Origin of the sequence: Haloferula sp. (genome assembly GCF_049672945.1) — a bacterium.
Taxonomy (GTDB): Bacteria; Verrucomicrobiota; Verrucomicrobiia; order Verrucomicrobiales; family Akkermansiaceae; genus Haloferula.
Genome location: NZ_JBATWY010000127.1, coordinates 1 through 20,855 on the forward strand (window position 1 = coordinate 1; position 20,855 = coordinate 20,855).

The following is a 20,855-nucleotide window of genomic DNA, read 5'->3' on the forward strand; positions in this document are numbered from 1 at the left end:
TTCGAAGGCCACACCGTCCCTCCCCAGCGTCCGTCCTGGAACTATCGCAAGGAAGACGGTGGCGGCATGATCATCGACATGCTCTGCCACTGGCGCTACGTCATCGACAATCTCTTCGGCAAAGTGAAGAGCGTCTCGACCCTCGCGGCCACCCACATCCCCGAGCGCATCGACGAGGAAGGCAAGCCCTACAAGTGCACCGCCGACGACTCCGCCTATAGTACTTTCGAACTCGAAAACGGCATCATCTGCCACTTCAACTCCTCATGGAACGTCCGCGTCCGCCGCGACGACCTGCTCACCATGCAGGTCGACGGCACCAAGGGTTCCGCCATCGTCGGACTCCGCGACGTCTGGGTCCAGCACTACGGCAACACCCCACGCCCCGTCTGGAACCCCGACATCAAACAGCCCATCGATTTCTTCGACGGCTGGAGCAAGGTTCCCGAGCAGGAAACCTACGACAACGCCTTCAAGATCCAGTGGGAAATGTTCCTCCGCCACGTCGTCCTCGACGAGCCGTGGGAATACAACCTCCTCGAAGGAGCCAAAGGCGTCCAACTCGCCGAACTCGGCCTCGAATCCAGCGAAAAACGCGCCTGGGTCGATCTCCCCGAACTCAAAGCCTGATCAATTTTTTCACCGCCAAGACGCAAAGTTCGCCAAGTTTCTGATTCTTCAAAAAAGGCAGAACCCCAGCCTGTGCGTCCTTGGCGCCCTGGCGTTTCAATACTCTAACATGACCGCACTCATCACCGGCGGCTCCCGTGGCATCGGCCTCGGCTGCGCCCTCGCTCTCGCCAAAGAAGGCCACCGCATCGCCATCAACGGCATGCGCCCGGAATCCGACGTCACCGGAGTCCTTGAAGAAATCAAGGCCGCCGGCGCCCCCGAAGTCCTCTACTGCCAGGGCGACGTCGGCACCGCAGAAGGCCGCACCGCCATCCTTGATCGAATTCGCTCCGAGTTCGGATCCTTGAACATCCTCGTCAACAACGCCGGGGTCGCCCCCGCCGAACGCAAGGATGTGTTAGAGACCACCCTCGAAAGTTATCGCCGTCTCATGTCGATCAACCTCGAAGGCCCCTACTTCCTCACCCAGTCCGCCGCCAACTGGTTCATCGAGCAAAAAGAATCCAATGCTGATTTCCAAGGCATCATCATCAACGTCAACTCGATCAGCGCCACCGTCGTCTCGACCAATCGCGGTGAATACTGCGTCTCGAAAGCCGGCCTCGGCATGGTGACGCAGCTCTTCGCCGCCCGTCTCGGCGAGTATGACATCCCTGTTTACGAAGTCCGGCCCGGTGTCACCAAGACCGACATGACCAGCGGCGTCACCGACAAATACGACAAGCTCATCGCCGATGGCCTCTGCGTCACCCCACGCTGGGGTTTCCCCGAAGACATCGGCAAAGCCGTCGCCAGTCTCGCCCGCCGCGATTTCCCCTACTCCACCGGTCAAACCATCATGATCGACGGCGGCCTGACCATCCCGCGCCTGTAGGAGTGGCGCTCTCCCGAGCGCCATAGGTGGGCAAGGCGGCTTTCCAGCCGCACCCACGTGGTTTGCAATTCAGCCGTTTCCCTCTATTCATTGCCCATGCACTTCCTTGTCGCATGGGTCGCCTTTTTGCCCCTGATCGCTTTCTCACACCCGCTCCCCGGCACTCCATCCGTCGAAGAACTCGAGTTACCCAGCGACCTTGGGAAAAGCCAAAGGGAGTTCATCCAACTCGCACTCGAGTCGGCTGCAAAGCTCAAGCTCGACAAATACCTCTACGGCAGCGCCGATCCCTCGCGTGGTGGCTTCGATTGCTCGGGATCGGTTTTCTATCTCCTCAAAAAGATCGGCATCGACCCGCCGCGAAGCTCAGCCGCCCAGTTCGACTGGGTCAAGAAAGCCGGTAACCTGATCGAAGTGCCACCGGATACCACCAAGCTCGACGCCCCCATCTTCACCAAGCTCAAACCCGGCGACCTTCTTTTCTGGTCGGGGACCTACACACCGACCGATGGACGCACCAACAAAATCACCCACGTTCAGATCTACCTCGGCAAGGAAAAGAAAGACAGCCTCCCGGTCATGATTGGCTCGAGCGACGGCCGCAGCTATCGCGGCAGTCAACGCACCGGCTTCGGCGTCTACAACTTCAAGCTACCCCGCCCGACTTCGAAATCCCGTTTCGTCGGCTACGGCACCCCGCCTGGCCTTGGAGAGTAATCGCCTTCGAAGTGCGGGATTTGCCATCTCCTGAAAAGTGCAGCAACTCGGCTCCCAACCTCAAGCCTCGCGGCTGACGATCTTCCCTTCCCGCTCCTTCACCGCCGCCATCAACTCCCCATTCGGATCTTGAAAATCCGCACTGTAGCCCTTGGCATAATTGAAGAGGTGCTTGTGAAGGTATTCGAAAAAAACCTCACGCTCTTCCTTTTCCAGACGATACCAGACCGCGATGTTCAGTGAGCGTGTTACCTTCTGCATCATCGCCAGCGTCAACTGCCGGCCCTTCGAAGCCCGCTGGACCTGCTTGTGGGTCAACTGCTCGGGAGAGGCATCCACCAAATCATGCACCTTGAGGCACCATGCCTCCATCAACTTGGCCACAGGCTGCACACCCCGATCACGTTCTTCGCTCATGCACGAGGGTGTAGCAGGTCAAAGCCGTAGGGAAACCCGAATTCGCAGGCGTCGATCAGGAAACGCCGTTCAATCAAGCCTGCGCAGCGTCGATCGGTTCACTCGACCAGTTTCACCCGGTAGAACCCCCGCGCCTCTTCAAAACCTCCCGGGACCAGGGTCTCGAGAACCCCATCCGCTTCCCCTGCCACGATCTCCAGGCCCGGAATCCCGATCCACTCACCGCCGATCTCACCAAGCGTCTCAACCTGATAACTCCGACCGGGAAAGGCCTGCCAGGTCAATTTCAGCGAATCAACCTCTCGTCTCAGATCGGTGATCACGAATCCCTTGCCCGGCTCCAATCGATCAAAGAGCCCGTTGGCATCCTCATCACGAAGTACTTCGAGCGGCATCCGGATCAATTCGTCCGCATCCACGTTGCCCGCTCCACCCGACGAATCGGGCGCTTGTGATACAAGCATGCCTCCGTCGCCGGTTTGATATGCCAACGCACAAAGAAACAAGTCCGACGGGGGACTTCCAAATGCGGCAAGATCGATCACTCCTTCCAAATGCTGAGCTTCTCCACCCCGCGCAATCTCCGTTCCCGCGCCGTTCGCGTTGAACCAACCTGCATAGCTATTCTCACTCTCCGCCCCCAGAAAAGGTGCGAACGATGGCAGCGAAGTCATGCCCGCTTTCGCCCATGGCGATGGACTGGCCGCCTCGCTCAGCACGGAGGAGGCGATCATCACGAAGTGGTCATTCCCGGAAGCACCCGGCGCCCAGGTCGCGACATAGAGCTTCGATCCCCGCACCGCAGCAAAAAGGGTCATACCCGGATTCGCGAGCAGATAGCCTTGCGAATCCGCGATCCCATCCATCACGAAGGGCGTGGCGCTTCCGCCACCTCCGGATAGCGTCGTCGCTGATACTTCAGCTGAAATTGCCGAAGTGCCCGCCGCATTGCGTGCCGCGACCGAGTAGCGGTAAGTCGTCCCCGCATTGCGCCCAATGTCCAGCCAATCGCTGTCTGGACCGATGCCGGTCTCCACGCCATCACGATACACGACGTAGCTCGCGGCCTCGGAAACGTCGTTCCAATCGAGGGAAACAGAGTCCGTCGTTACGCTGGCTACAACCAGCCCCGACGGCGTGCCAGGCAGATCGCCACCGCCCCCCGTTTCTCCATCGTCTTCGACGAAAACATGCTGAATTTCCGACCTGTGGACATTACCAAGCCCATCCGACGCCTCGATGTAGTAGTCGATCAGCTTTCCCCGGAAATCCGGTAGATTGTCATCACTGATTTTTGAGAAGTAGTAGTCGGCCAACTCCGGAGGCGTAATGAAGTAGTTGATCTGACCGTTGTTCGCCGCGGCATTCAGCTCGATTTGCGAGTTCGGCAGCGCGCGCCTCGTCATCGGAATCGTCACCCAGTTCCCGACATCGGGACCGCCCGCATAAATTTCATTCTGATCGTTCGACAGCGTGTTGACTCCGTCGACATCGATCCGAACCCTGAGGCTCACCTCTTCCACACCGGACAGATCGTAGGCATGCGTCCAGACATAAAACTCCGACGGCATCTTCTTCAGGTAGTTCGTATCGCCACCTGGGATCGAGTTGAACCATCCGAAGGTGTAGCCACCCGGATTGTGCGGAAACCGCTGGGGTTTCAGCACACTCGGCGGGGTGCGGTCATTCGCGCGACGCTCCGGAGACATCCATGGCTGAAGCTTCTCAATCGCCCGCGTCGTCGCCAGCGCTGCCTTTACTTCGTCGTCATTTCCGAGACCTCCGTAGTAGTTGAAACCCGAATCCAGGCCGCCGAGATAAATGTGCCAGGCCAATTCGACCTCGTTGGAACTGCTCGATGTCCCATCCCAGTCATAAGGTGCCTGAACCTTCCAATCCTGAACGCTGCCACCTTCGTCTTTCAGAATCTGCTCCGCCGTCTCACACCAGTTCGCTCCGGTGATGACCGGTGCCCAGGCCCAGAATTTCAGTGCGAATCCGGGCGTCTCCATGTCCACCACCGTTCCCGGATGCCGTGTCGCGGCCGTCGCAGCGACCGGTGGCTCGATCCATTTGAGAAAATACGGCGATCCGTAGTCGGACTCCGGAAAGATCCACGCGCCGTCCTCAATGTGAACGGTCCCGGCGGCGGCACCGTGGGCATTCACGAAATCCTGCACCGCCGTCGGCTGGAAACCCGCGTTCTTCGAGTCGTTGAAATACTGTGGTGTCGCCTCCATCCATGACGAGAAACCGCCACCCCAGGCGTTGTCGCCATCGGTCGCGGGAAGCACGATCACCGGCCGCGAACTGTCGCTGGCAAAGGGCGCGATCTTCTCCTGGATCCTCGAGATCCCCTCATTGCCATAGCCGTAGGCATAGGAAAGCACGTCGTCGGAAGGAACCACCAGAATCGATCTGACCTCCCCTGATTCCGGATCGACATGCCGCACCCGGTGGAGCTGGTAGGCGAAGGGCGACACATTCCACGCCGCATTCCCGGGATTGGGCTGACCATACCACCATCCATCGACTGGCGAAGGGCCCAGCAGGTCCGCCCGATTCGGAGGACTACTAAAGACCCCGTAGCTGCCGTTCGCCAGATCAAAGCGATCCAGATAGGTCGGGCAGGTGCGCGACAGATGATGGCTTGCCACAATACTCCATTCATACCCCTCCTCCACCAGCACGTCCACGATCCCCGGCGAGAACGCCATCTCCGTGGGGAAAAAGCCCTTCGAATGATCCGAAAGATCCGGATTCCCTCCCCATGCCTTCCACCAGGCCTGCTTGTGGATTCTGATCTCCTTGCGAAGCACCTCTTTCGGCAAAAGCGGTGCAAGCGAGTGATGGTAAGTGAACCCAACCAGATCCAATCTCGAAGATCCCGAAGGCGTCGCCCACCCCTTCGCAGTCCGGTTGCCATCCCACCAGCCTTCACCATACCCCAAGTGCCCACCCTCTCCAAGCTGGCGGATATTGTCGATGAGTGAGCCCGAATAGCTCAGACAGAATCCCGCCGCCTCCGGGATTCCAGATAGCGAATCCCGGGGCCGCGACTGATATGCGCTGCGACGGTCATCGATTCCAAAAATGCTTCCCAGATCGTTCTCCGGGTGTTGGCCGGCACTGCCGGCATACGAACGCGCGCCTTTCAGCGAAATCGAATCCCATGCATACTCGACCCGCTGCGTCTGTGCCCCGTTGCCGTTCCACTCCGGCCAGTAGAGAGGCTGATGATTGTGCCACATCCGGGACACATACACCGTCTGACCCATCGCCATTGATGAAAGCAAACAACATACCGCCAATACGGATACTGGTTTTCCAGTGGTTTCCATGGGTTCAGATGGCAAATGGCCTGATCAGCCTCAGGGTTTAATCTGATCGGTTGGGAAATCCTTTCCGCTTTCCCACTGGCAAACCAAGGAGCCGGGACTATCGTCCAAGCATGCCCACCAAGAAGGAAATTCTGGACCTCCATTTCATGGATGCGCGCTACAAACTGATCGATATCGCCGCGTTTCTCGATCGTATGGAAAGGCACTCTGGAAACGCCGATTTCCGTCTCGATGCGCTAAAGAAGGCCATCCCTCTCCTGCTTTCCGAACAACCCGGCCGAGCCAAAGCCGTGCTCGAATCCTTCTCCGACCACAGCACCGAGCCCGCCGCCACCGCCCACACCCAGGGAGCCTCCGGCGCCAATCCGGCCTAAGGTCTTCTGTCTTCACGTCTTTCGTCTCCATGAAATACATCGAGCCCCACGCCCACATGGTCAGCCGTACGACGGACGACTACCAGAAGCTCGCCCTCGCCGGCTGCGAAGCCATCTGCGAACCTGCTTTCTGGGCCGGCTTCGACCGCTCGTCTCCGAAGGGCTTCTACGATTACTACCGTCAGCTCACCGAGTACGAACCAGCCCGCGCCGCGAAGTTCGGCATTCCGCACTTCTGCTGGCTCTGCATCAACCCGAAGGAAGCCGAGGACCCCGTCTTCGCCCGAGAAGTCATGTCGCTGATCCCCGAGTTCATCGACAAACCTACCGTGCTTGGCATTGGTGAGATCGGGCTCAACAAGAACACACGCAACGAGCTCGCAATCTTCGAAGAGCACGTCCAGATCGCCCTCGACCGCGATCTACCAATCCTCATCCACACCCCGCATCTCGAGGACAAACTCAAGGGCACCCGCCTGATGCTCGATTCATTGGCGAACTTCAGCTCGCTGAACAGGGACAAGGTGATCATCGATCACGTCGAGGAACATACGGTGGATCTCGTACTTGATCAGGGCTACTGGGCCGGCATGACCCTCTACCCCGAGAGCAAATGCACTCCGAACCGTGCCATCGACATTCTTGAAACTCACGAGGGCTCGAAACTCTGGCTGAACTCCGCCTGCGACTGGGGCGTCTCCGATCCCTTGGCTGTCGTGAAATGCGGATTCGAAATGAAGAAGCGTCAGCACTCGCCCGAAGCCATCGAGAAGATCCTCTTCGAGAATCCCAAGCGCTTCCTCTCCCAGTGCCCGAATTTCAAGATCTAGCAAATCTCGAAACCACCAGAACAAGCTTTCGAAACCGCAGCGCCTGATCGCTGACTTCAGTCGGCGCTCGTTCCCCTCAACAGCATGAGCCCTCCCGACCCTTCGAACGCCTTCCAAAAAGCCCACGCCCAGCTGCTTCTGAGCAGTTTCCATCAACTCACCGGGAATGAACTGGTTCCACCGGGTCCCGACGCCGCCAAGCGGCTCTTTGAAGCCCCCTTTTTTGTCGCATCCCACAGTCCGGACGCCGATCCGATCCTCACCTACGGCAACCTCACGGCCCTCGATCTCTTTGAAATGACGTGGGATGAATTTACATCCACGCCCTCCCGCTTCACCGCCGAAGCCCCACTACGCGAGGAACGGGCCCGTCTCCTCGAACGGGTAACCAAGCACGGCTACATCGACGACTACTCAGGCATCCGGATCTCAAGGTCGGGGAAGCGGTTCCAAATCCGGCAAGCCACCGTTTGGAACCTTGTTGCTCCCAACGGGCGCGTCATGGGGCAGGCTGCCACATTCAATACTTGGAATCAGGTGGCCTCGGCGAGAAGCTGAAGACCTTTCCGTCTCGGGGCACCGACAAACCAATTGTATCACAAATTTGGCGGCAATTTCTTGAATTCCCAGCAAGTTTCCCTGCCGTGAAAACCTACAGATCTCTCCTCTCCTGTCTCTCCCTCACCACCTTGCTGGCCGGGTCCACCGCCATCGCCGAGGACGTCAAGATCCCTGTTGGCGGAGGAAAAGGGTGGTAGGAAAAAGAAGAAGAAAAGGTAAACCGCCATTTTCCCGCTCACCCGGGCGGGGAAGACAACTTTACCGATGGTCGGCGGATGGTGCCTGCCGCTCCCCTAGACTCCAGTGAGATCCTTGATTTCCTGACTGGGACCATTCGTCTTCACCGATTGGATTCCCTTGTCCCTTGCCGCTGCAGATTCATACATCTGGCTTTGACCGATGACCTGCCCGTTGGCTGCCTTGAGGACAAAGTAAGGCTGATCGGACTTCGACAGCTTGCGCTCGAAACTGGAGTCGTCCCCACAATTCTGCTGGACCGATGCAATGCCATTCTCAGCGGCGGCCTTTGATTCGTAGGTCTGGCTCGCAAGCACGACCTGATGATTGGCAGACTTGAGGTTGAAGCTGAACTTTACCGCCTGCTTGAGTTCGTAGTATCCAATGGCCATGGTCCTTAACTAGCACGGGATCGCGCGACGTCCACCTCTTCTCTGTCCACCTTGCGCCTCATGATCCCTGCCGCACCCACCCCAAGCACCACCCCCGACAGCCAACCAAAAAGGTGCCCAAGCACGTCGGTATCTACTCCACCTGCACCAAACCACCCGAGCAACACAAGACCGACGGCGACCGGAACGATCACCGGTTTCAGTTGGCGATAGCTTCTTGAGTGCCACGCAAGAACGATTCCCATTCCCACCAGCAGACCCAAAGCACCGAAGGTCGCCGTGGACGCACCAATGGACCGGAAGGCCTCTGGATAGTGAAGCGCATCGGTCATCGTATTGCCCAGGACTCCACTGGCCAAAATGAGCAACCAACCTTTCCATTGCCCGAAAGACTGGGCAACCAACACACAGAACACGCCGCCGATCAGAACATTTCCCGCCAAGTGCTCGAAATCGGCATGGAGAAACAATGCCGTGAAAGGCCGCCACCACTCCCCTTCGACAAACACGCCAAGCGAAGAATTGCTGAAGCGACTGGTGATCGCCGGGTCCCTGACCTGAAAAAGAAAGACTCCCACCAGCGAAAGCACCCAGAGCATGGCAAGCTCCATCCCCACCGCCCCAACCGGAAGATCGGCACGACCCTTCCAGAGCTCCTGCTCAGAGGCATACTCGCTGAGCTCCTGCCGGATCGCACCCTCTTTTCCCGCATCGACCTCCAGCGCGAAGAGCCCATCGATCTCTCGGACAAAGCAATCCAGATTCATCGCCAGAACAACCAGCGCATGCTCATACGCCTCGTCCAGCGACTGCCAACGGCCGACCACGGCCAATTCTTCGTCCTCCTCGATGATTCCTTCCGGCATCCGCAGGCATTATCGCCGAAATACTCTCCGGCGCAACGGGTTCAGCCGCCAGCGTGCTGGAAGTAGACTTCTTCATAAGGCTGGACGACCACGAATCCATCGCCCTCGAAATGCATTTGGATCGATTCCCCGGAGCCACGACCCAGAAAGGTCTTGAAGGAAACATCCGTCTTCAGCTGGGGATTCAGACTGCCACTCCAGGCGATCGTCGCGTTGGGATCCGTCGTCACCGGACGACCCGGCTGCACCCTCAGCGTGATCGGTTCGTAGTGACTGGTAATGGCAAGCAGTCCGGTGCCATCGAAACGGACATTGAACAATCCGCCGGCAGCGAAGCCCACCAGGCGCTTCATCATCGTGATTTTGTGAGGAAGCGTCGGCTGGAAGGCCAGCACGTCATTGCCATTCACCACGAGGCTTTCCTGATTCAGGGCAAGAACGATGATCTTCTTTCCTGCATCCGCGAGATAAAGCTGACCACGGCCATCGGCGTAGGAGATCCGCATCCCCTCACCTGAGATCGCTTTCTTGAAGAGATTACCCACGCCTTGATCCATGATGCCTTCGCGCGTGAACTTGATCTGCCCCTCATAGGCCACCATCGACCCCGCCTTGATGTTCATCCGGCCATCCAGATTCACTTCGAGAAAACGAGGGGTCTCCAATTCAAATACTCCATGCCCCCGGTCACGCTCAGCAGTGCGCGTGACGAAGTCTCTCAGGCTTTCCGCTGGGCCAGCTGCTGACGGCATGGGTGGTGGGGTCGTACTCATCTCGACGTTCACCCAAGCATTTCACCGCTCGGAGTCAAGCCTGCCAACCCCCAGCCTTGCGAAGCCCATCGCATCCTTCATGATTCATCCATGAGATTCGCCCACGGTCACCTGGCCTACTGCACGAACATCCATCCCGCCGAAACATGGGATGAAACCTTCGCCGCAATCTCCACCCACACCCTGAAGGTGCGGGATATTGTCGCAGGCATGGACCGTCCTTTCGCCATCGGCCTACGCCTCTCAGCCAAAGCCGCCCGCGAACTCCTCACCGGCGACAAGCTTCCACGCTTCAAGGACTGGCTGGCTTCGGAAGACACCTACGTCTTCACCATCAATGGCTTTCCCTACGGCGACTTCCACGGCACCCGGGTCAAGGAGAACGTCTATCGCCCGGACTGGACGGACCCCGCCCGACTCGAATACACCAAGGAACTTTTCACGATCGTCTCAGAGCTCGTTCCCGAAGGCATCGACGGCTCCGTCTCGACCCTGCCCGGCTCGTTCAAGGCCTTCAATGCCGACGAAGAACTCATTCGCGAGCATCTCATCGAACTCGCGGCATTCGTCGAGGCATTGAGTGATGTCTCCGGGAGAGACCTCCATTTGGGGCTGGAGCCGGAACCTCTCGGACACTTCGAGAACACCGAGGAGACCCTCCGATTCTATGATCGACTCCTCGCCGACGCGGAAGACCACGAATTGGTCAAACGCCGGGTCGGCATCAACTACGACTGCTGCCATTTCGCTCTGGAGTACGAGGATGCCCGTAGTTCGCTGGCCGTGATGAGAAGTGAGGGCATTCGTATTTCGAAGATCCACCTTTCCGCAGCTCTCGCCCTCGACCCCCGCGAGGATGGAGCCGTCGATGCGATCCGCGCCTTCGACGAGCCGACCTATCTTCACCAAGTCATGGAACGCCACCCGGATGGGGAGATCACCCGCCACCCCGACCTGCCGGATGGCTTTGCTGCCCACGCTCAGGGCAGCGATGCCGAGCAGTGGCGGATCCATTTCCACATCCCGCTCGATCAGGTCCCCAATCCACCACTTCATTCAACAGGCAAGCAGGCCGAGGACGTCCTCAAGCTCTGCGCGAAGGATCCGGATATTTGCCGTCATTTCGAGATCGAAACCTATACTTGGGGGGTCCTCCCCGAAACGATGCAGCGTCCCGTCGAAGAGCAAATCGCCGCCGAGTACCGCTGGGTCCTGGACCGCTGTTGAGTCCGCATGAACAAACTCATCGCACTGCTCGCATCCCTGCGCATTGCCAACGCGCCCAGCGTCATCAGCAATGTCTGGCTCGGATACATGCTCGGTTGGTTCTATTGGGGCGGAAATGCCGATCCCTTTTCCGACCTTTTCAAACTGATCTTCATTGGTCTCAGCCTCTACTTCGCAGGCAACCTTGCAAACGACTGGTTCGACCGGAAATGGGACAGGATACACCGCCCGGAACGTGCCCTCCCCTCGGGTCTCTTCAGCCCTTTCGCTTATCTCGTCGCAGCGATCTTCCTTGCGGTCAATGGTCTGATCTCTGCCGCGACCATCAACTACCCAGCGTTCTACACTGCAGTTGCGATTCTCGGATTGATCGGCATCTATACCTGGCTTCACAAACACACGCGCTGGGCGGTGGTTCCCATGGGCCTTTGTCGTGCGGGACTCTACATCCTCGGCTACTTCACAGCTGTGGGACACCCATACACTGAAGGCCACCGCTATGGATTCACCGACTTGGAATTGGTGATGCCATACGGCTTTCTGCTCACCCATGCCCTCGGCCTGCTCATCTACATCGCCGGCCTCTCGCTTGCTGCCCGCTACGAGTCCGTCGAGCACCCGCCCCATGGCATGGTCGTTCTTTCACGAGCCATGCTCTTTCTCCCGCTCGCAGCCATGTCGGCCTGGTGGATGATCTACTATCCGGTCCCCTCGATCATTGGCCTCGTTCCCTTCGCGATCTGGCTCATCCTCTGCCTCACCAAGTTCCGCATACCAATCCCTCGATTCGTCTCGGGGCTCCTCGCCGGAATCCCACTGATCGACTTCATTGCAGCGTCACCCTTGGCTCTCAGCAAAATGACTGATGGGATGACCCTCTTTGACCAACCGCTTCTTCTGGCAACTTTCCTCATCCCGCTTGCCGCCTTCGTCCTCGGTCGCTTTCTTCAACGGGTTGCCCCAGCGACCTGACAAGGAACTCACCGCCACATCTCGCAAGCATGGGCCGCAAAACCCGCACCAAACGCGGTCAGCCACCAGCGCTTGTCACCATTCGCCGAAGCCAAGGCCTTCTCGAGGGCAAACATCACCGAAGGGCTGCTCATGTTCCCGCACTCTCCGAGCACCTCGCGGGTCTCTGTTAGCGTGAAAGGCAGGACGCCTTCGAGGGCGTCAATCACGTCCCGCCCACCCGAGTGAGCCAGCACCCGATCCGGATCCGCCTGCCGCTGCGCATAGAGCTCCGCCACCGCTTCCGCCGCCAAGCCTGGCACCGCCTTGTCGAGTTGGTTCCGCAGCTTTCCTCCCGCATTCACGAAACGGATCTTCTCCCGCTGCTCCGGCCGGTGGACGGTCGTAAAATGCCCGGCCTGCCATTTCCCGTCAGCTGCCTCGTCGCTCCAAATCGCCGCCGCCGCACCATCGCCGAACAAACACAGCGAAATCAGCACCCCCGGATCATCGTCCGCATAAAAGGCCGCGGAGCATATCTCCACCGCAACGGTCGCGACTCTCGCACCGGGATGACTCGCCAGAAACCCTTCCGCGCTCCGCAGCATCGGGATCGCCGCACCACATCCCAATCCGACCAAATCCTGCAAGTATGCCGTCGACCTCATCCCCAGCTTTTCCGCCACATGGCTCGTCACGCCCGGACAAAGGTATCCCGTGCAGGTGCAGATAAAAACCGCATCCAGCTCCGAGGCCTCGATGCCCGCCGTCTTGAGCGCTTTCGCCAAAGCATCCGCGGCCAACTCAGGCGCCTCCTTCTCAAAGAATTCATTCAACTCCTGGGCATCACGCTCGACCACCGGCGCGATCTCCGGCACGCAGAAATGACGCGACTGAATGCCAGACACACCATTCGACAGCACTTTCCCTAACAAGCCCAGAGAACGGGGCTTCAGTGCCTCGAGCACCGACGTGGAGCGCAGAGCCGACAAGCAGTCCGGTTGACTGTATCGAAAGGGAGGCAGAGCCGTCGCTATGGATTCTAAAAACATGATTCAGCGCACCAGCGATAGAAGCGGACGGAAGGGAAGCAAGCCCGTCCTTGAGATGGCCGAAATCAAGCGCTGACCGCGCGCGTCTAACAATACCTTGTGAAGCGCCATCGCATTCGCGACCCGACGTCGAAATCGACTCTTCGCCACCCGGTGGATTTCAGACACGCTTGCATCCCACTCGGCAGACCCCGATGACCAGCGGACCAGGGGATCAAGCGCCAACTCGGCCGATTCAAAGGCCATGCTCATCCCATTTCCTGTAAATGGCGGAATCATGCCTTCGGCATCACCAAGCGAGCACAGCGACTGATCTCCCCCCTGCCAACCCAGCTCAAATCCCGACACCCCGAGGAACGACTCCTCATCAGGCCGCCCCGATTCGATTCTCTCGGCAAGTTCCTCACTCCCGCCCTGGCGCAAATAGTCCAAAAGCAAACCGCTGCCTCGCCCCTTTCGCGACCGATCCAGCTTGAACAATCCGCAGACATTCACTCGGCCGTCTTCAACCGGAGTCAGACCCGCGTAGCCATTTGCGCCCAAATGCATCTCCAGATCAGACTTCATCGGAAAATCCTGCAGGTGGCACTTCAAACCAATCCACCCTCCCTTTTTGGGCAAGCGCCCAGCCGCCCAGACCATCCCCTCGCGCGGCTCGCGGCCAAGTCGCGACCCTTCCCGCAAACGCCCACCGAGACTGAGAAAGCGCTCCTTCAGCCGCTGGTCCAAACGATAGCGAGAAATCCCAAGAGCAGGCTCAGGCATGTCCGAATCCAAAAGTTCGTCACCTTCACGAAACCACTTCGCCTTCCCATTTCGCTCCGCATCCGCCAGATCATCCGCGATTCCCAAAGCCTCCAAGGTCGAACCCTTCACTCCCGATATGAACTCCCCACAAACCCGGTGGCGGGGATAGCGTCCCGCTTCATGCAGCAGCACCGGCACCCCCCGCTCACGCAAGCCGATGGCAAGCGACAAGCCGGCGAGTCCACCGCCAGCAATGGTAATTGGTTTGTTCAACATCGCCAAGCTAGCACGCGTTGCCCCCCGCGCCACGTGCTTCGTTCGGAAACTTTCCAGTGGCTTGAAAGCCCGAGCAGCTTCGGTAACTCACCTTCGACAAATCCTGCTCGGATGCTGACCATCATGTCGTGCTTCGTCGCCTCCCCCACAAACGGCAACAGCCGCTCCCCCATCCACAAGGCATCCTTGGTCCGCAGTGGCTCGACGAATACCAGCACCTCGAAGCGGTCCGCAATCCGCCCCAATCGCGAGAGTTCATCCGGCTGCAGGTGATGCAGGAACAAATTCGCGACGAGCACTCCCCCGGTGATCTCGCGCTCGCTCTCCCACAGGTCTCCTTGGGTCCACGCCACCTTTTTCGGCAATCGAGCAGGCCTCGGCACCAAATCAAACCCTCTAGCTGGACCGAATTTCGCAAGCCGACCCAACAACTCGCCGCCGCCAGCACCCAACTCGACCACTCCCTTGGCCGCCGAAGCCTGATGGCCGGCGACCTGCGCTCGAATCCAGCGCTCATTCCCCATCACGAAGTTGATCATTCTCAGATCCCGCCGACCACGGATCGCCATTGGATGGTCCGGGGCCATTCCGTCGATGATTTCCGGCTCGATCACGCGCTCCATGTGCAGGAAACATTCACTCTCCCTCTCACCCCCGCAACCCTCTGTCTTGAAAAGATCCGACATCCCGGCAAGCCTCCGCCCAGCCCATGAGATTCCTCACGCTTGCGATCACCACCCTGGGCTGCCTGCTGCTCAGCTCCTGCTTCGACATCCGTGAGGAAATCTGGATCCATGCCGACGGCTCGGGACGCGGCGAATTCGACTACAGCATCCCGGCGAGTGCCCTCGCTCTCGTCGGCGGCGAGCAGGGACTGCGGACAAAAGTCCTGAGCATCATTGAATCGGAACCCGATATCCAACTCGACGAGTTTCGTCTCACCACCAGCGGAGACGATGTCATCATTAAGCTCAAGGTATCCGTCGGCTCGATGCTATCGCTCATTGATCTTCAAAATAGTGCGGCAGTGAAGAACCTTCCCGACTCCGCATCGGGATTCATTGGTTCCTTTGAGGTCGGGATCAAAGGCCTGAGCGTCGACTTCCGACGACACGTGGATCTCAAGAACTCCCTCGGGATCGGCGCCCTCGCCATCAGCAGCAACCAGCGAAAAGCGAGACGCTTGAACTACACCATCCACCTACCAAACGTCGCCACCCGTCACAACGCCACCAAAACGGCTGATCAAGGTCGCACCTTGATCTGGGAACATTCGCTCGGTGAGGCCTTGTCTTCGCCGCTCGATACGGACTTTCAAATGCGAATCCCCATTCCCTGGTGGGCCTACGCGCTCTTTGCCCTCTGCGCCGCCCTCTTCGCCTGGGTTCTATCGCGGGTCTGGCGACGACGGTTTCGTCCGAAATCCTGAGGGTCCGTTTTGCTTTTCAAGCCACTTCCTTGCAGTCGCGGCACCCGCCTCAAAAAGGACCAGACCCTGCTTCCGCGATTGAACCAGACCCGGAGCGGGCTGCACCGTTTCAACAAAGATCAATTCCTTGCCGGAAGCTTCCGCATGACGGCGGCGATACACCTCCAATTCGGCGTTTGGTATTTCATGAATAGCCGCGATGACCTTGCCAGGGTTCATGAATCCGCCCCTGGGCGTCTCGCTTTCCATCCGAATCTTGTGAACGAGGATGCGCTCAACTTCAGGATCGTCCAACCAATGGGCGTAGGGGGTTTCATTGGAAATTCCGCCATCGAGAAAACGTTCGCCGTTGATCGTCCGGGGACAAAAAACCAGCGGCATTGAGAAGCTTGCAATGATGAAATCCACCAAGCGCCCGGAGCTGCGAATCTCACCCACGCTCTTGCTGAGATTCGCCACTGCCAGATCAAGCCGGGGTTCGGTTAGATCTTCGATTTGAAGCTCCCCAAACAGATCCGTCAGGCGCTTCGACATCCGACTGCCCTCAAAGATACCCGGTGAATACGACCAGCTCAGCACTCCAAGAATTCGCCAAACGGCAGAGAAGTCGAAAAACGATCGCCGGAAACCAAACGACAAAATTTCGTCCTTCAAGGCGGTCCCACGCAAGCCCGCGGCCCACATGCCTCCGGCCAGAGCACCCGCCGACGCTCCGGCGATCCGGGCGGGAATCACGCCCGCTTTCTCCAATTCGCAAAGGAATCCGCAATGCGCGTAGTGCCCGAAAAACGAGGAGGCAAGGCTAAGCCCCAAGCCTTTCTCACTGGTCGCCATCTTCACCTCCCGCTAGTTCTCCCATCTCTTTCACCGAAACCCGATCGCTCGGGCGCAGAAATAGCAAGCCCCCGAGAATGGCCCATACCAAGGTGCAGAAAAATCCAATCAGTGATGAGGCTACCGCGATGGCCGGATCCATCCCGGTCAGATCACTCATCAAAGTCTCGAAAACCTTCTCCCTCACTCCGACACCGGCCACCGATAGAGGCATCGCCGCCATCATGTCGACCACCGGCATTGAGATCAGCACCGGTCCGGGCTCGACTTGCGATCCGGCGGCCTTGGCTCCAAACCAAAAGCTTCCATAGTAAATCGGCAGCATCACCACCGCCGCCACGAGCGCGATCAGGGCATACTTCCATTCTTTTCGATAGAGGTCCACCAGGATGGGGACCTGCCTCATGAAAGCGATCTTCCACTCCTTGCCACGCGCATGAATGCGATCGTGAATTGGCGGGTAGGCGGCCAGAAACATGAAGACGATCAGGGCCAAACCACCACCGAAGAACATCCAGGCAAAGCGCATGATAAACTTTGTTTCAACACTTTGACTCCCCAAGGCATCGAAGTGGCCCGCAGTCAGCGCGAAAAAGACCAGCGACATCGCAGCAAGTCCGACCAGATGATCAAACATCACCGTCAAGGTGACTGCCAGCTTCCGCTCGGGGTGGTCTCGGATCAGCAGGAAAATGCGGGCGGCATCGCCACCCACCCCCCCGACCGCCACCAGATTGAAGAGATTGCCAATCAAGGTCAGCTCGTTCGCCCGCCAGAAAGAGATCCGGATGCCTTGCGCGGCAAGCAGCACCCAGAGCCTCACCGCCGTTAGAATGATCGTCAATCCGGCGAGACCCATCCCACCAACAATCCACCTCCAGTCGAGATCAGCTGGCCGTGCCAGAATCGAATCCTTCCAGTCCACGCCATTCAGGGCCCACGCAAGGCAAGCCACTGTTAGGATCAGCTTAATCAGAAAGAACAGCGCCTTCTTCACTGCATCCCCCCTTCCCCAAGCATCCTGCCGACATGCCGGACGCCCTCAGTCTGATCACGTCGGTCGGCTTCCATGAACGTTCGAAGACTCAGCTCGCACCACCGTTCGCTTCGATCGCCTTGGCGATCGTTTCAACACTCTGCAACACATCCTTTGCCTTCTCGGCATCGGTAATCTTGAGACCGAAAGTCTTTTCGATCGCGACCACCAACTGAAGCGCATCGACGGAATCCAAACCCAAACCACCTGCTCCAAAAATCGGAGTCTGGTCCTCGATCTCTGAAACCTCAAAATCGAGCATCAGTTCCTCGATCATCATTTCCTTGATCTGTTGTCGCAATTCGGGGCCTTGAGCCATGGTCTCAATATCGGTTTAGAAGATTCCTCCGTCGATCTTCAGGGCGGACCCTGTGACGTAGCCCGCATCCTGACAAGCGAGAAACCCGACCGCCACAGCGACCTCTTCAGGCCTGCCAAACCGGCGCATCGGGATTCCCATTTTTGCCCGTTTCGCCGCATCCGCATCCATGTGGGAGAGCGCCTCGGTCTCGATGTAACCCGGAAGAATGGAATTCACCGTAATCCCCGCCCGGGCCACCTCCTTGGCAAGCGTCTGGGAAAGCGCCACCACCCCGGCCTTGGCCGCGGCATAATTGGTCTGGCCCAGCGGCGGCAGCACCGCACTGAGCGAAGCGATGTTGATGATCCGGCCGAACTTCTGACTCATCATCGGACGAATCACCGCCCGGCAGCCGAGGAAGACCGAATCCAGATTTGAAGACACGACCGACGACCAGGCGTCATCGCTCATCGTCGCCAAGAGGGCATCCTGGTGCACGCCGGCATTGTTCACCAACACATCGATCCGGCCGTCCGTCTCCGTGATGGTCGCCACGGCCTTTTCCCACGCCTCCTTTGAAGTCACCTCCAGATCCACGACCCGGCAGCGGCCTTCGAATTCCGCCGCCAGTGCCTCAGCCCTGCTGCGGTTCGCCCGCACCCCCAACCAAACCCGATCGTCCGGGAATTTCTCCAGAAAGTAGCGACCAATCCCCAACCCAAGTCCTCCATTTCCTCCCGTGATCAAAATGCTGCGCACAGCCAGATAGTGGCGGATCCTCGTGAACGCGCAACCCGCGAACTTGCGCTTCTCCTTTCCCCCAGTCCTCGAAGGCTAGACCTGCTGGCGACTGACCGCCCCGAACACCCGCGCCGCGACATCCTCCGGAGGCCCGACATTCTCCACAATAGTCACGTCATCACCTTCCTCCAGGATCGCCAGTTGGGAGTCCAACAAGGACGATGGCATGTAGTGCTCCCCATTCTGGGACCGCTCCTCCATCCGCAGCCGAATCTCCTCACTGTCCGCCTTCAGGAGTACGAAGTTCAGTCCACCGCACAACTCACGCAGGCGGTCGCGATAGGCCTTCTTCAGAGCAGAGCAGGCCAGCACGGTCGGCCTCTCCCGTTCCGCAAGCGACTTTCCCAGCGCGCTCAACCAGTCGACCCGGTCGCCATCGTCGAGCGGCTGCCCGGATGCCATCTTCTCGACCGCCGCCTTCGAGTGAAAGTCATCCGCATCGACAAACTCGCCATCCAACAAGTGAGCAAGCTCCAGGCCGATCGTGGTCTTCCCGCTGCCCGAGACACCTGCGACAACGATCTTCTTACAGTGGGTCGGCACCGATTGCATTGATTTGAAAAATCTCCTGTTGCTCCGAATCAGACAAGCCTGAAACCAGCGAACTCACATTTTTTGCCCGATCCCGACGGCCACTACGTAAATGACCCTACGACCAAGTGAAGCATGATCCCGGACTCGGTCGCCCCTTGCTTCACTCAATTCATCACCAGCGTTTCCAACACCAGGCAGAGTGGCTGCAGCTTCTATCAGGCCGATTCGAGAATGATGTTTCCGTATGGAGTGGCATCGCCGGTGCGAATCAGGCCGATCGCTGAAGGCACCAACTTCTTCAGATCATTGTGCGCAAGACGGGTCACACTGATCTCGGGGATGTCGGCAAAGGAATCGTCAAATGCCTTGATGACCGCGCTGGAATTCACCCCGAGAAATTCTTCCGCCTGCCAGATCTTTCCAATCTTGAAGTTGGGTTTCAGAATCTCGAGCACGTCGAGCACCGTCGGGATGTTGTGGGTCAGGGAGATATCGACCGTCTCGATCTGCGGCCAGAAGGGGAATGCCCAGTCCGAAATCACCAGGGTGTTGGTGTGGCGGACGCGCGCCACCAGATCGAGGACGTGAGGATTCAGAATACCGTTCTTAAGCATGGCTGACAGCCGTCCTACAGCATAGTCTCTCGCTGTCATTTCAAAACTTCTCTATTCTCCCCCCGACTTGACCCATGAAGCAACTCAGCAACAAAATCGTTAAAGAACTCGAGGGAGAAATCCTTGCGGGGAGACTACCTTCAGGCGAACGCCTCCCCTCCGAGGAGAAGCTCTGCGGTCGCTTCGAGGCAAGCCGAACGGTCATCCGGGAGGCCATTCAGCAACTCCGCGGAAGAGGCCTGCTCCGGAGTGAAAAAGGCTCGGGAACCTACATCGCCGCCCCCAGCCTCGAGTCACTGGGCAGTGCCGTGGAGACCTACTCCGCCCTGATTGAGGAAGCCGGCTTCCTCGACCTCATCGACTTCCGCATCCTGATCGAATCGGAATGCGCCAAGCTCGCCGCAGAGCGTGCAGGGGAACGCGTCATTTCCAATCTCCGCCGGATCATCGAAAACATGGAGAAGGCACGCGGCTCGAGAACCCGGTTCAGTGAGACCGACATCGCCTTCCACCTGACGATTGCCAAGGCCTCGGGAAACGAAATCTACGCCATCCTGCTCGCTGCGCTCGAAAAACGCTGCATCGACTACGCCCAAACCAACCGAGGACACGACGACTGGTATGACATCGTCATCGACCAGCATCGGGACATCCTCGTTGCCATCGAGTCCGGCCATCCACAAGTGGCATCCGATGCGATGCGCAAACACCTGCTTTCGTCCCGGAGACACTTCGTGGATTTGAAAGGCTGAATGCGGTCACTCCTCCTGCCAGCCGGCTTTGTTTTTGCCGAAGCGATTTCGTCAACCCGACCGCCTCCGGTTGGAGATCCCTTGCCACGCCCGAGGTGCTTGAATTTCCGGGTTTGAGAACAGGAGAGCGTTTACTCCTTCAGCTCGATCCTGATCTTTCCAGGTTCGATCTTGATCGAGTTCACCCCAGCGAGCTTGCCACCCTTTCCGCCGATTACCTCGCCGAGCAGATTGCGGCCCTTGAGGCCACCCAGCCAGTCGTTGGGCATCGAGACACCCCATACCG

At 58.5% G+C, this 20,855-nt stretch carries 24 protein-coding genes; 10 read left to right on the forward strand and 14 right to left on the reverse strand.

Annotated elements, in window-relative coordinates; genetic code table 11:
* From WBG04_RS11115 to WBG04_RS11125, 3 genes are all read left to right on the forward strand, one after another.
* Positions 1-630 (forward strand): Gfo/Idh/MocA family protein (locus WBG04_RS11115; protein WP_424314500.1); only part of this gene is annotated, 630 nt, incomplete at its 5' end.
* Between the two features lie 109 nt (positions 631-739).
* Positions 740-1,507 carry a 3-ketoacyl-ACP reductase gene (locus tag WBG04_RS11120; protein ID WP_424314501.1) on the forward strand — a complete coding sequence of 256 codons (768 nt, stop codon included), beginning with the start codon at positions 740-742 and terminating at the stop codon, positions 1,505-1,507.
* A 96-nt stretch (positions 1,508-1,603) separates the two neighbouring features.
* Positions 1,604-2,224, forward strand: a complete 621-nt coding sequence (locus WBG04_RS11125) for a C40 family peptidase (protein ID WP_424314502.1) — start codon at positions 1,604-1,606, stop codon at positions 2,222-2,224.
* A gap of 60 nt (positions 2,225-2,284) precedes the next feature.
* Here the strand turns inward: WBG04_RS11125 and WBG04_RS11130 are convergent, their stop codons facing one another.
* Positions 2,285-2,641, reverse strand: a complete 357-nt coding sequence (locus WBG04_RS11130) for a hypothetical protein (protein WP_424314503.1) — start codon at positions 2,639-2,641, stop codon at positions 2,285-2,287.
* A gap of 98 nt (positions 2,642-2,739) precedes the next feature.
* Entirely contained in the window at positions 2,740-5,982 is a 3,243-nt protein-coding gene (locus WBG04_RS11135; RefSeq protein ID WP_424314504.1) for a hypothetical protein, read from the reverse strand.
* A 110-nt stretch (positions 5,983-6,092) separates the two neighbouring features.
* Here WBG04_RS11135 and WBG04_RS11140 point away from each other — a divergent pair, with 110 nt between their 5' ends.
* The 3 genes from WBG04_RS11140 (at position 6,093) to WBG04_RS11150 (ending at position 7,744) form a co-directional block, all read left to right on the forward strand.
* On the forward strand, positions 6,093-6,356 hold the full coding sequence (locus WBG04_RS11140) for a hypothetical protein (RefSeq protein ID WP_424314505.1): 264 nt from the start codon (positions 6,093-6,095) through the stop codon (positions 6,354-6,356).
* Positions 6,357-6,385: 29 nt separating this feature from the next.
* Positions 6,386-7,186, forward strand: coding sequence for a TatD family hydrolase (locus WBG04_RS11145; RefSeq protein WP_424314506.1), 801 nt, complete (start codon positions 6,386-6,388; stop codon positions 7,184-7,186).
* An 84-nt stretch (positions 7,187-7,270) separates the two neighbouring features.
* Positions 7,271-7,744: an MEKHLA domain-containing protein gene (locus WBG04_RS11150; RefSeq protein WP_424314507.1), complete on the forward strand. Its 474-nt coding sequence runs from the start codon at positions 7,271-7,273 to the stop codon at positions 7,742-7,744.
* 296 nt (positions 7,745-8,040) lie between these two features.
* On the opposite strand, the gene WBG04_RS11155 is transcribed toward WBG04_RS11150, so the two are convergent.
* The 3 genes from WBG04_RS11155 to WBG04_RS11165 are packed head-to-tail and all read right to left on the reverse strand — an operon-like array spanning position 8,041 to position 9,994.
* Positions 8,041-8,376 (reverse strand): YegP family protein, encoded by a 336-nt coding sequence (locus WBG04_RS11155; protein WP_424314508.1) that lies wholly within the window; start codon positions 8,374-8,376, stop codon positions 8,041-8,043.
* A 5-nt stretch (positions 8,377-8,381) separates the two neighbouring features.
* Positions 8,382-9,242 carry a rhomboid family intramembrane serine protease gene (locus WBG04_RS11160; RefSeq protein WP_424314509.1) on the reverse strand — a complete coding sequence of 287 codons (861 nt, stop codon included), beginning with the start codon at positions 9,240-9,242 and terminating at the stop codon, positions 8,382-8,384.
* A 41-nt stretch (positions 9,243-9,283) separates the two neighbouring features.
* The gene (locus tag WBG04_RS11165; protein WP_424314510.1) at positions 9,284-9,994 is read right to left on the reverse strand and encodes an AIM24 family protein; all 711 of its coding nucleotides are present in this window, start codon (positions 9,992-9,994) and stop codon (positions 9,284-9,286) included.
* Positions 9,995-10,105: 111 nt separating this feature from the next.
* Here WBG04_RS11165 and eboE point away from each other — a divergent pair, with 111 nt between their 5' ends.
* A complete protein-coding gene (gene eboE / locus WBG04_RS11170) occupies positions 10,106-11,242 on the forward strand; it encodes a metabolite traffic protein EboE (RefSeq protein ID WP_424314511.1) in 1,137 nt (378 codons plus the stop codon).
* Positions 11,243-11,248: 6 nt separating this feature from the next.
* Positions 11,249-12,214 carry a UbiA family prenyltransferase gene (locus tag WBG04_RS11175; protein ID WP_424314512.1) on the forward strand — a complete coding sequence of 322 codons (966 nt, stop codon included), beginning with the start codon at positions 11,249-11,251 and terminating at the stop codon, positions 12,212-12,214.
* An 8-nt stretch (positions 12,215-12,222) separates the two neighbouring features.
* On the opposite strand, the gene WBG04_RS11180 is transcribed toward WBG04_RS11175, so the two are convergent.
* Genes WBG04_RS11180 through WBG04_RS11190 form a run of 3 tightly spaced genes read right to left on the reverse strand, consistent with a single transcriptional unit; the run spans position 12,223 to position 14,891 of the window.
* Complete coding sequence (locus WBG04_RS11180) at positions 12,223-13,245, reverse strand: type III polyketide synthase (protein ID WP_424314513.1); 1,023 nt, start codon at positions 13,243-13,245, stop codon at positions 12,223-12,225.
* A gap of 3 nt (positions 13,246-13,248) precedes the next feature.
* On the reverse strand, positions 13,249-14,268 hold the full coding sequence (locus WBG04_RS11185; protein WP_424314514.1) for an NAD(P)/FAD-dependent oxidoreductase: 1,020 nt from the start codon (positions 14,266-14,268) through the stop codon (positions 13,249-13,251).
* The gene (locus WBG04_RS11190; RefSeq protein ID WP_424314515.1) at positions 14,262-14,891 is read right to left on the reverse strand and encodes a hypothetical protein; all 630 of its coding nucleotides are present in this window, start codon (positions 14,889-14,891) and stop codon (positions 14,262-14,264) included. Before WBG04_RS11190 ends, WBG04_RS11185 begins: the two co-directional genes overlap by 7 nt.
* An 86-nt stretch (positions 14,892-14,977) precedes the next feature.
* Here WBG04_RS11190 and WBG04_RS11195 point away from each other — a divergent pair, with 86 nt between their 5' ends.
* A complete protein-coding gene (locus tag WBG04_RS11195; RefSeq protein WP_424314516.1) occupies positions 14,978-15,697 on the forward strand; it encodes a hypothetical protein in 720 nt (239 codons plus the stop codon).
* Here the strand turns inward: WBG04_RS11195 and WBG04_RS11200 are convergent.
* The 6 genes from WBG04_RS11200 to WBG04_RS11225 all read right to left on the reverse strand — a co-directional run bounded on the left by WBG04_RS11200 (position 15,656) and on the right by WBG04_RS11225 (position 19,856).
* Positions 15,656-16,531 carry a patatin-like phospholipase family protein gene (locus tag WBG04_RS11200; protein WP_424314517.1) on the reverse strand — a complete coding sequence of 292 codons (876 nt, stop codon included), beginning with the start codon at positions 16,529-16,531 and terminating at the stop codon, positions 15,656-15,658. The two genes, WBG04_RS11195 and WBG04_RS11200, sit on opposite strands and share 42 nt — an antisense overlap.
* Positions 16,518-17,528, reverse strand: coding sequence for a lysylphosphatidylglycerol synthase transmembrane domain-containing protein (locus WBG04_RS11205; protein WP_424314518.1), 1,011 nt, complete (start codon positions 17,526-17,528; stop codon positions 16,518-16,520). The genes WBG04_RS11200 and WBG04_RS11205 overlap by 14 nt, the downstream gene beginning before the upstream one ends.
* A gap of 88 nt (positions 17,529-17,616) precedes the next feature.
* Entirely contained in the window at positions 17,617-17,886 is a 270-nt protein-coding gene (locus WBG04_RS11210) for an acyl carrier protein (protein ID WP_424314519.1), read from the reverse strand.
* Positions 17,887-17,901: 15 nt separating this feature from the next.
* Positions 17,902-18,627, reverse strand: a complete 726-nt coding sequence (locus WBG04_RS11215; protein ID WP_424314520.1) for an SDR family oxidoreductase — start codon at positions 18,625-18,627, stop codon at positions 17,902-17,904.
* 75 nt (positions 18,628-18,702) lie between these two features.
* A complete protein-coding gene (locus WBG04_RS11220; protein WP_424314521.1) occupies positions 18,703-19,221 on the reverse strand; it encodes a gluconokinase in 519 nt (172 codons plus the stop codon).
* Positions 19,222-19,418: 197 nt separating this feature from the next.
* Entirely contained in the window at positions 19,419-19,856 is a 438-nt protein-coding gene (locus WBG04_RS11225) for an RbsD/FucU domain-containing protein (RefSeq protein WP_424314522.1), read from the reverse strand.
* 35 nt (positions 19,857-19,891) lie between these two features.
* Between WBG04_RS11225 and WBG04_RS11230 the strand changes: the two genes are divergently transcribed.
* The gene (locus WBG04_RS11230; protein WP_424314523.1) at positions 19,892-20,569 is read left to right on the forward strand and encodes a FadR/GntR family transcriptional regulator; all 678 of its coding nucleotides are present in this window, start codon (positions 19,892-19,894) and stop codon (positions 20,567-20,569) included.
* Positions 20,570-20,855 lie beyond the last annotated feature (286 nt).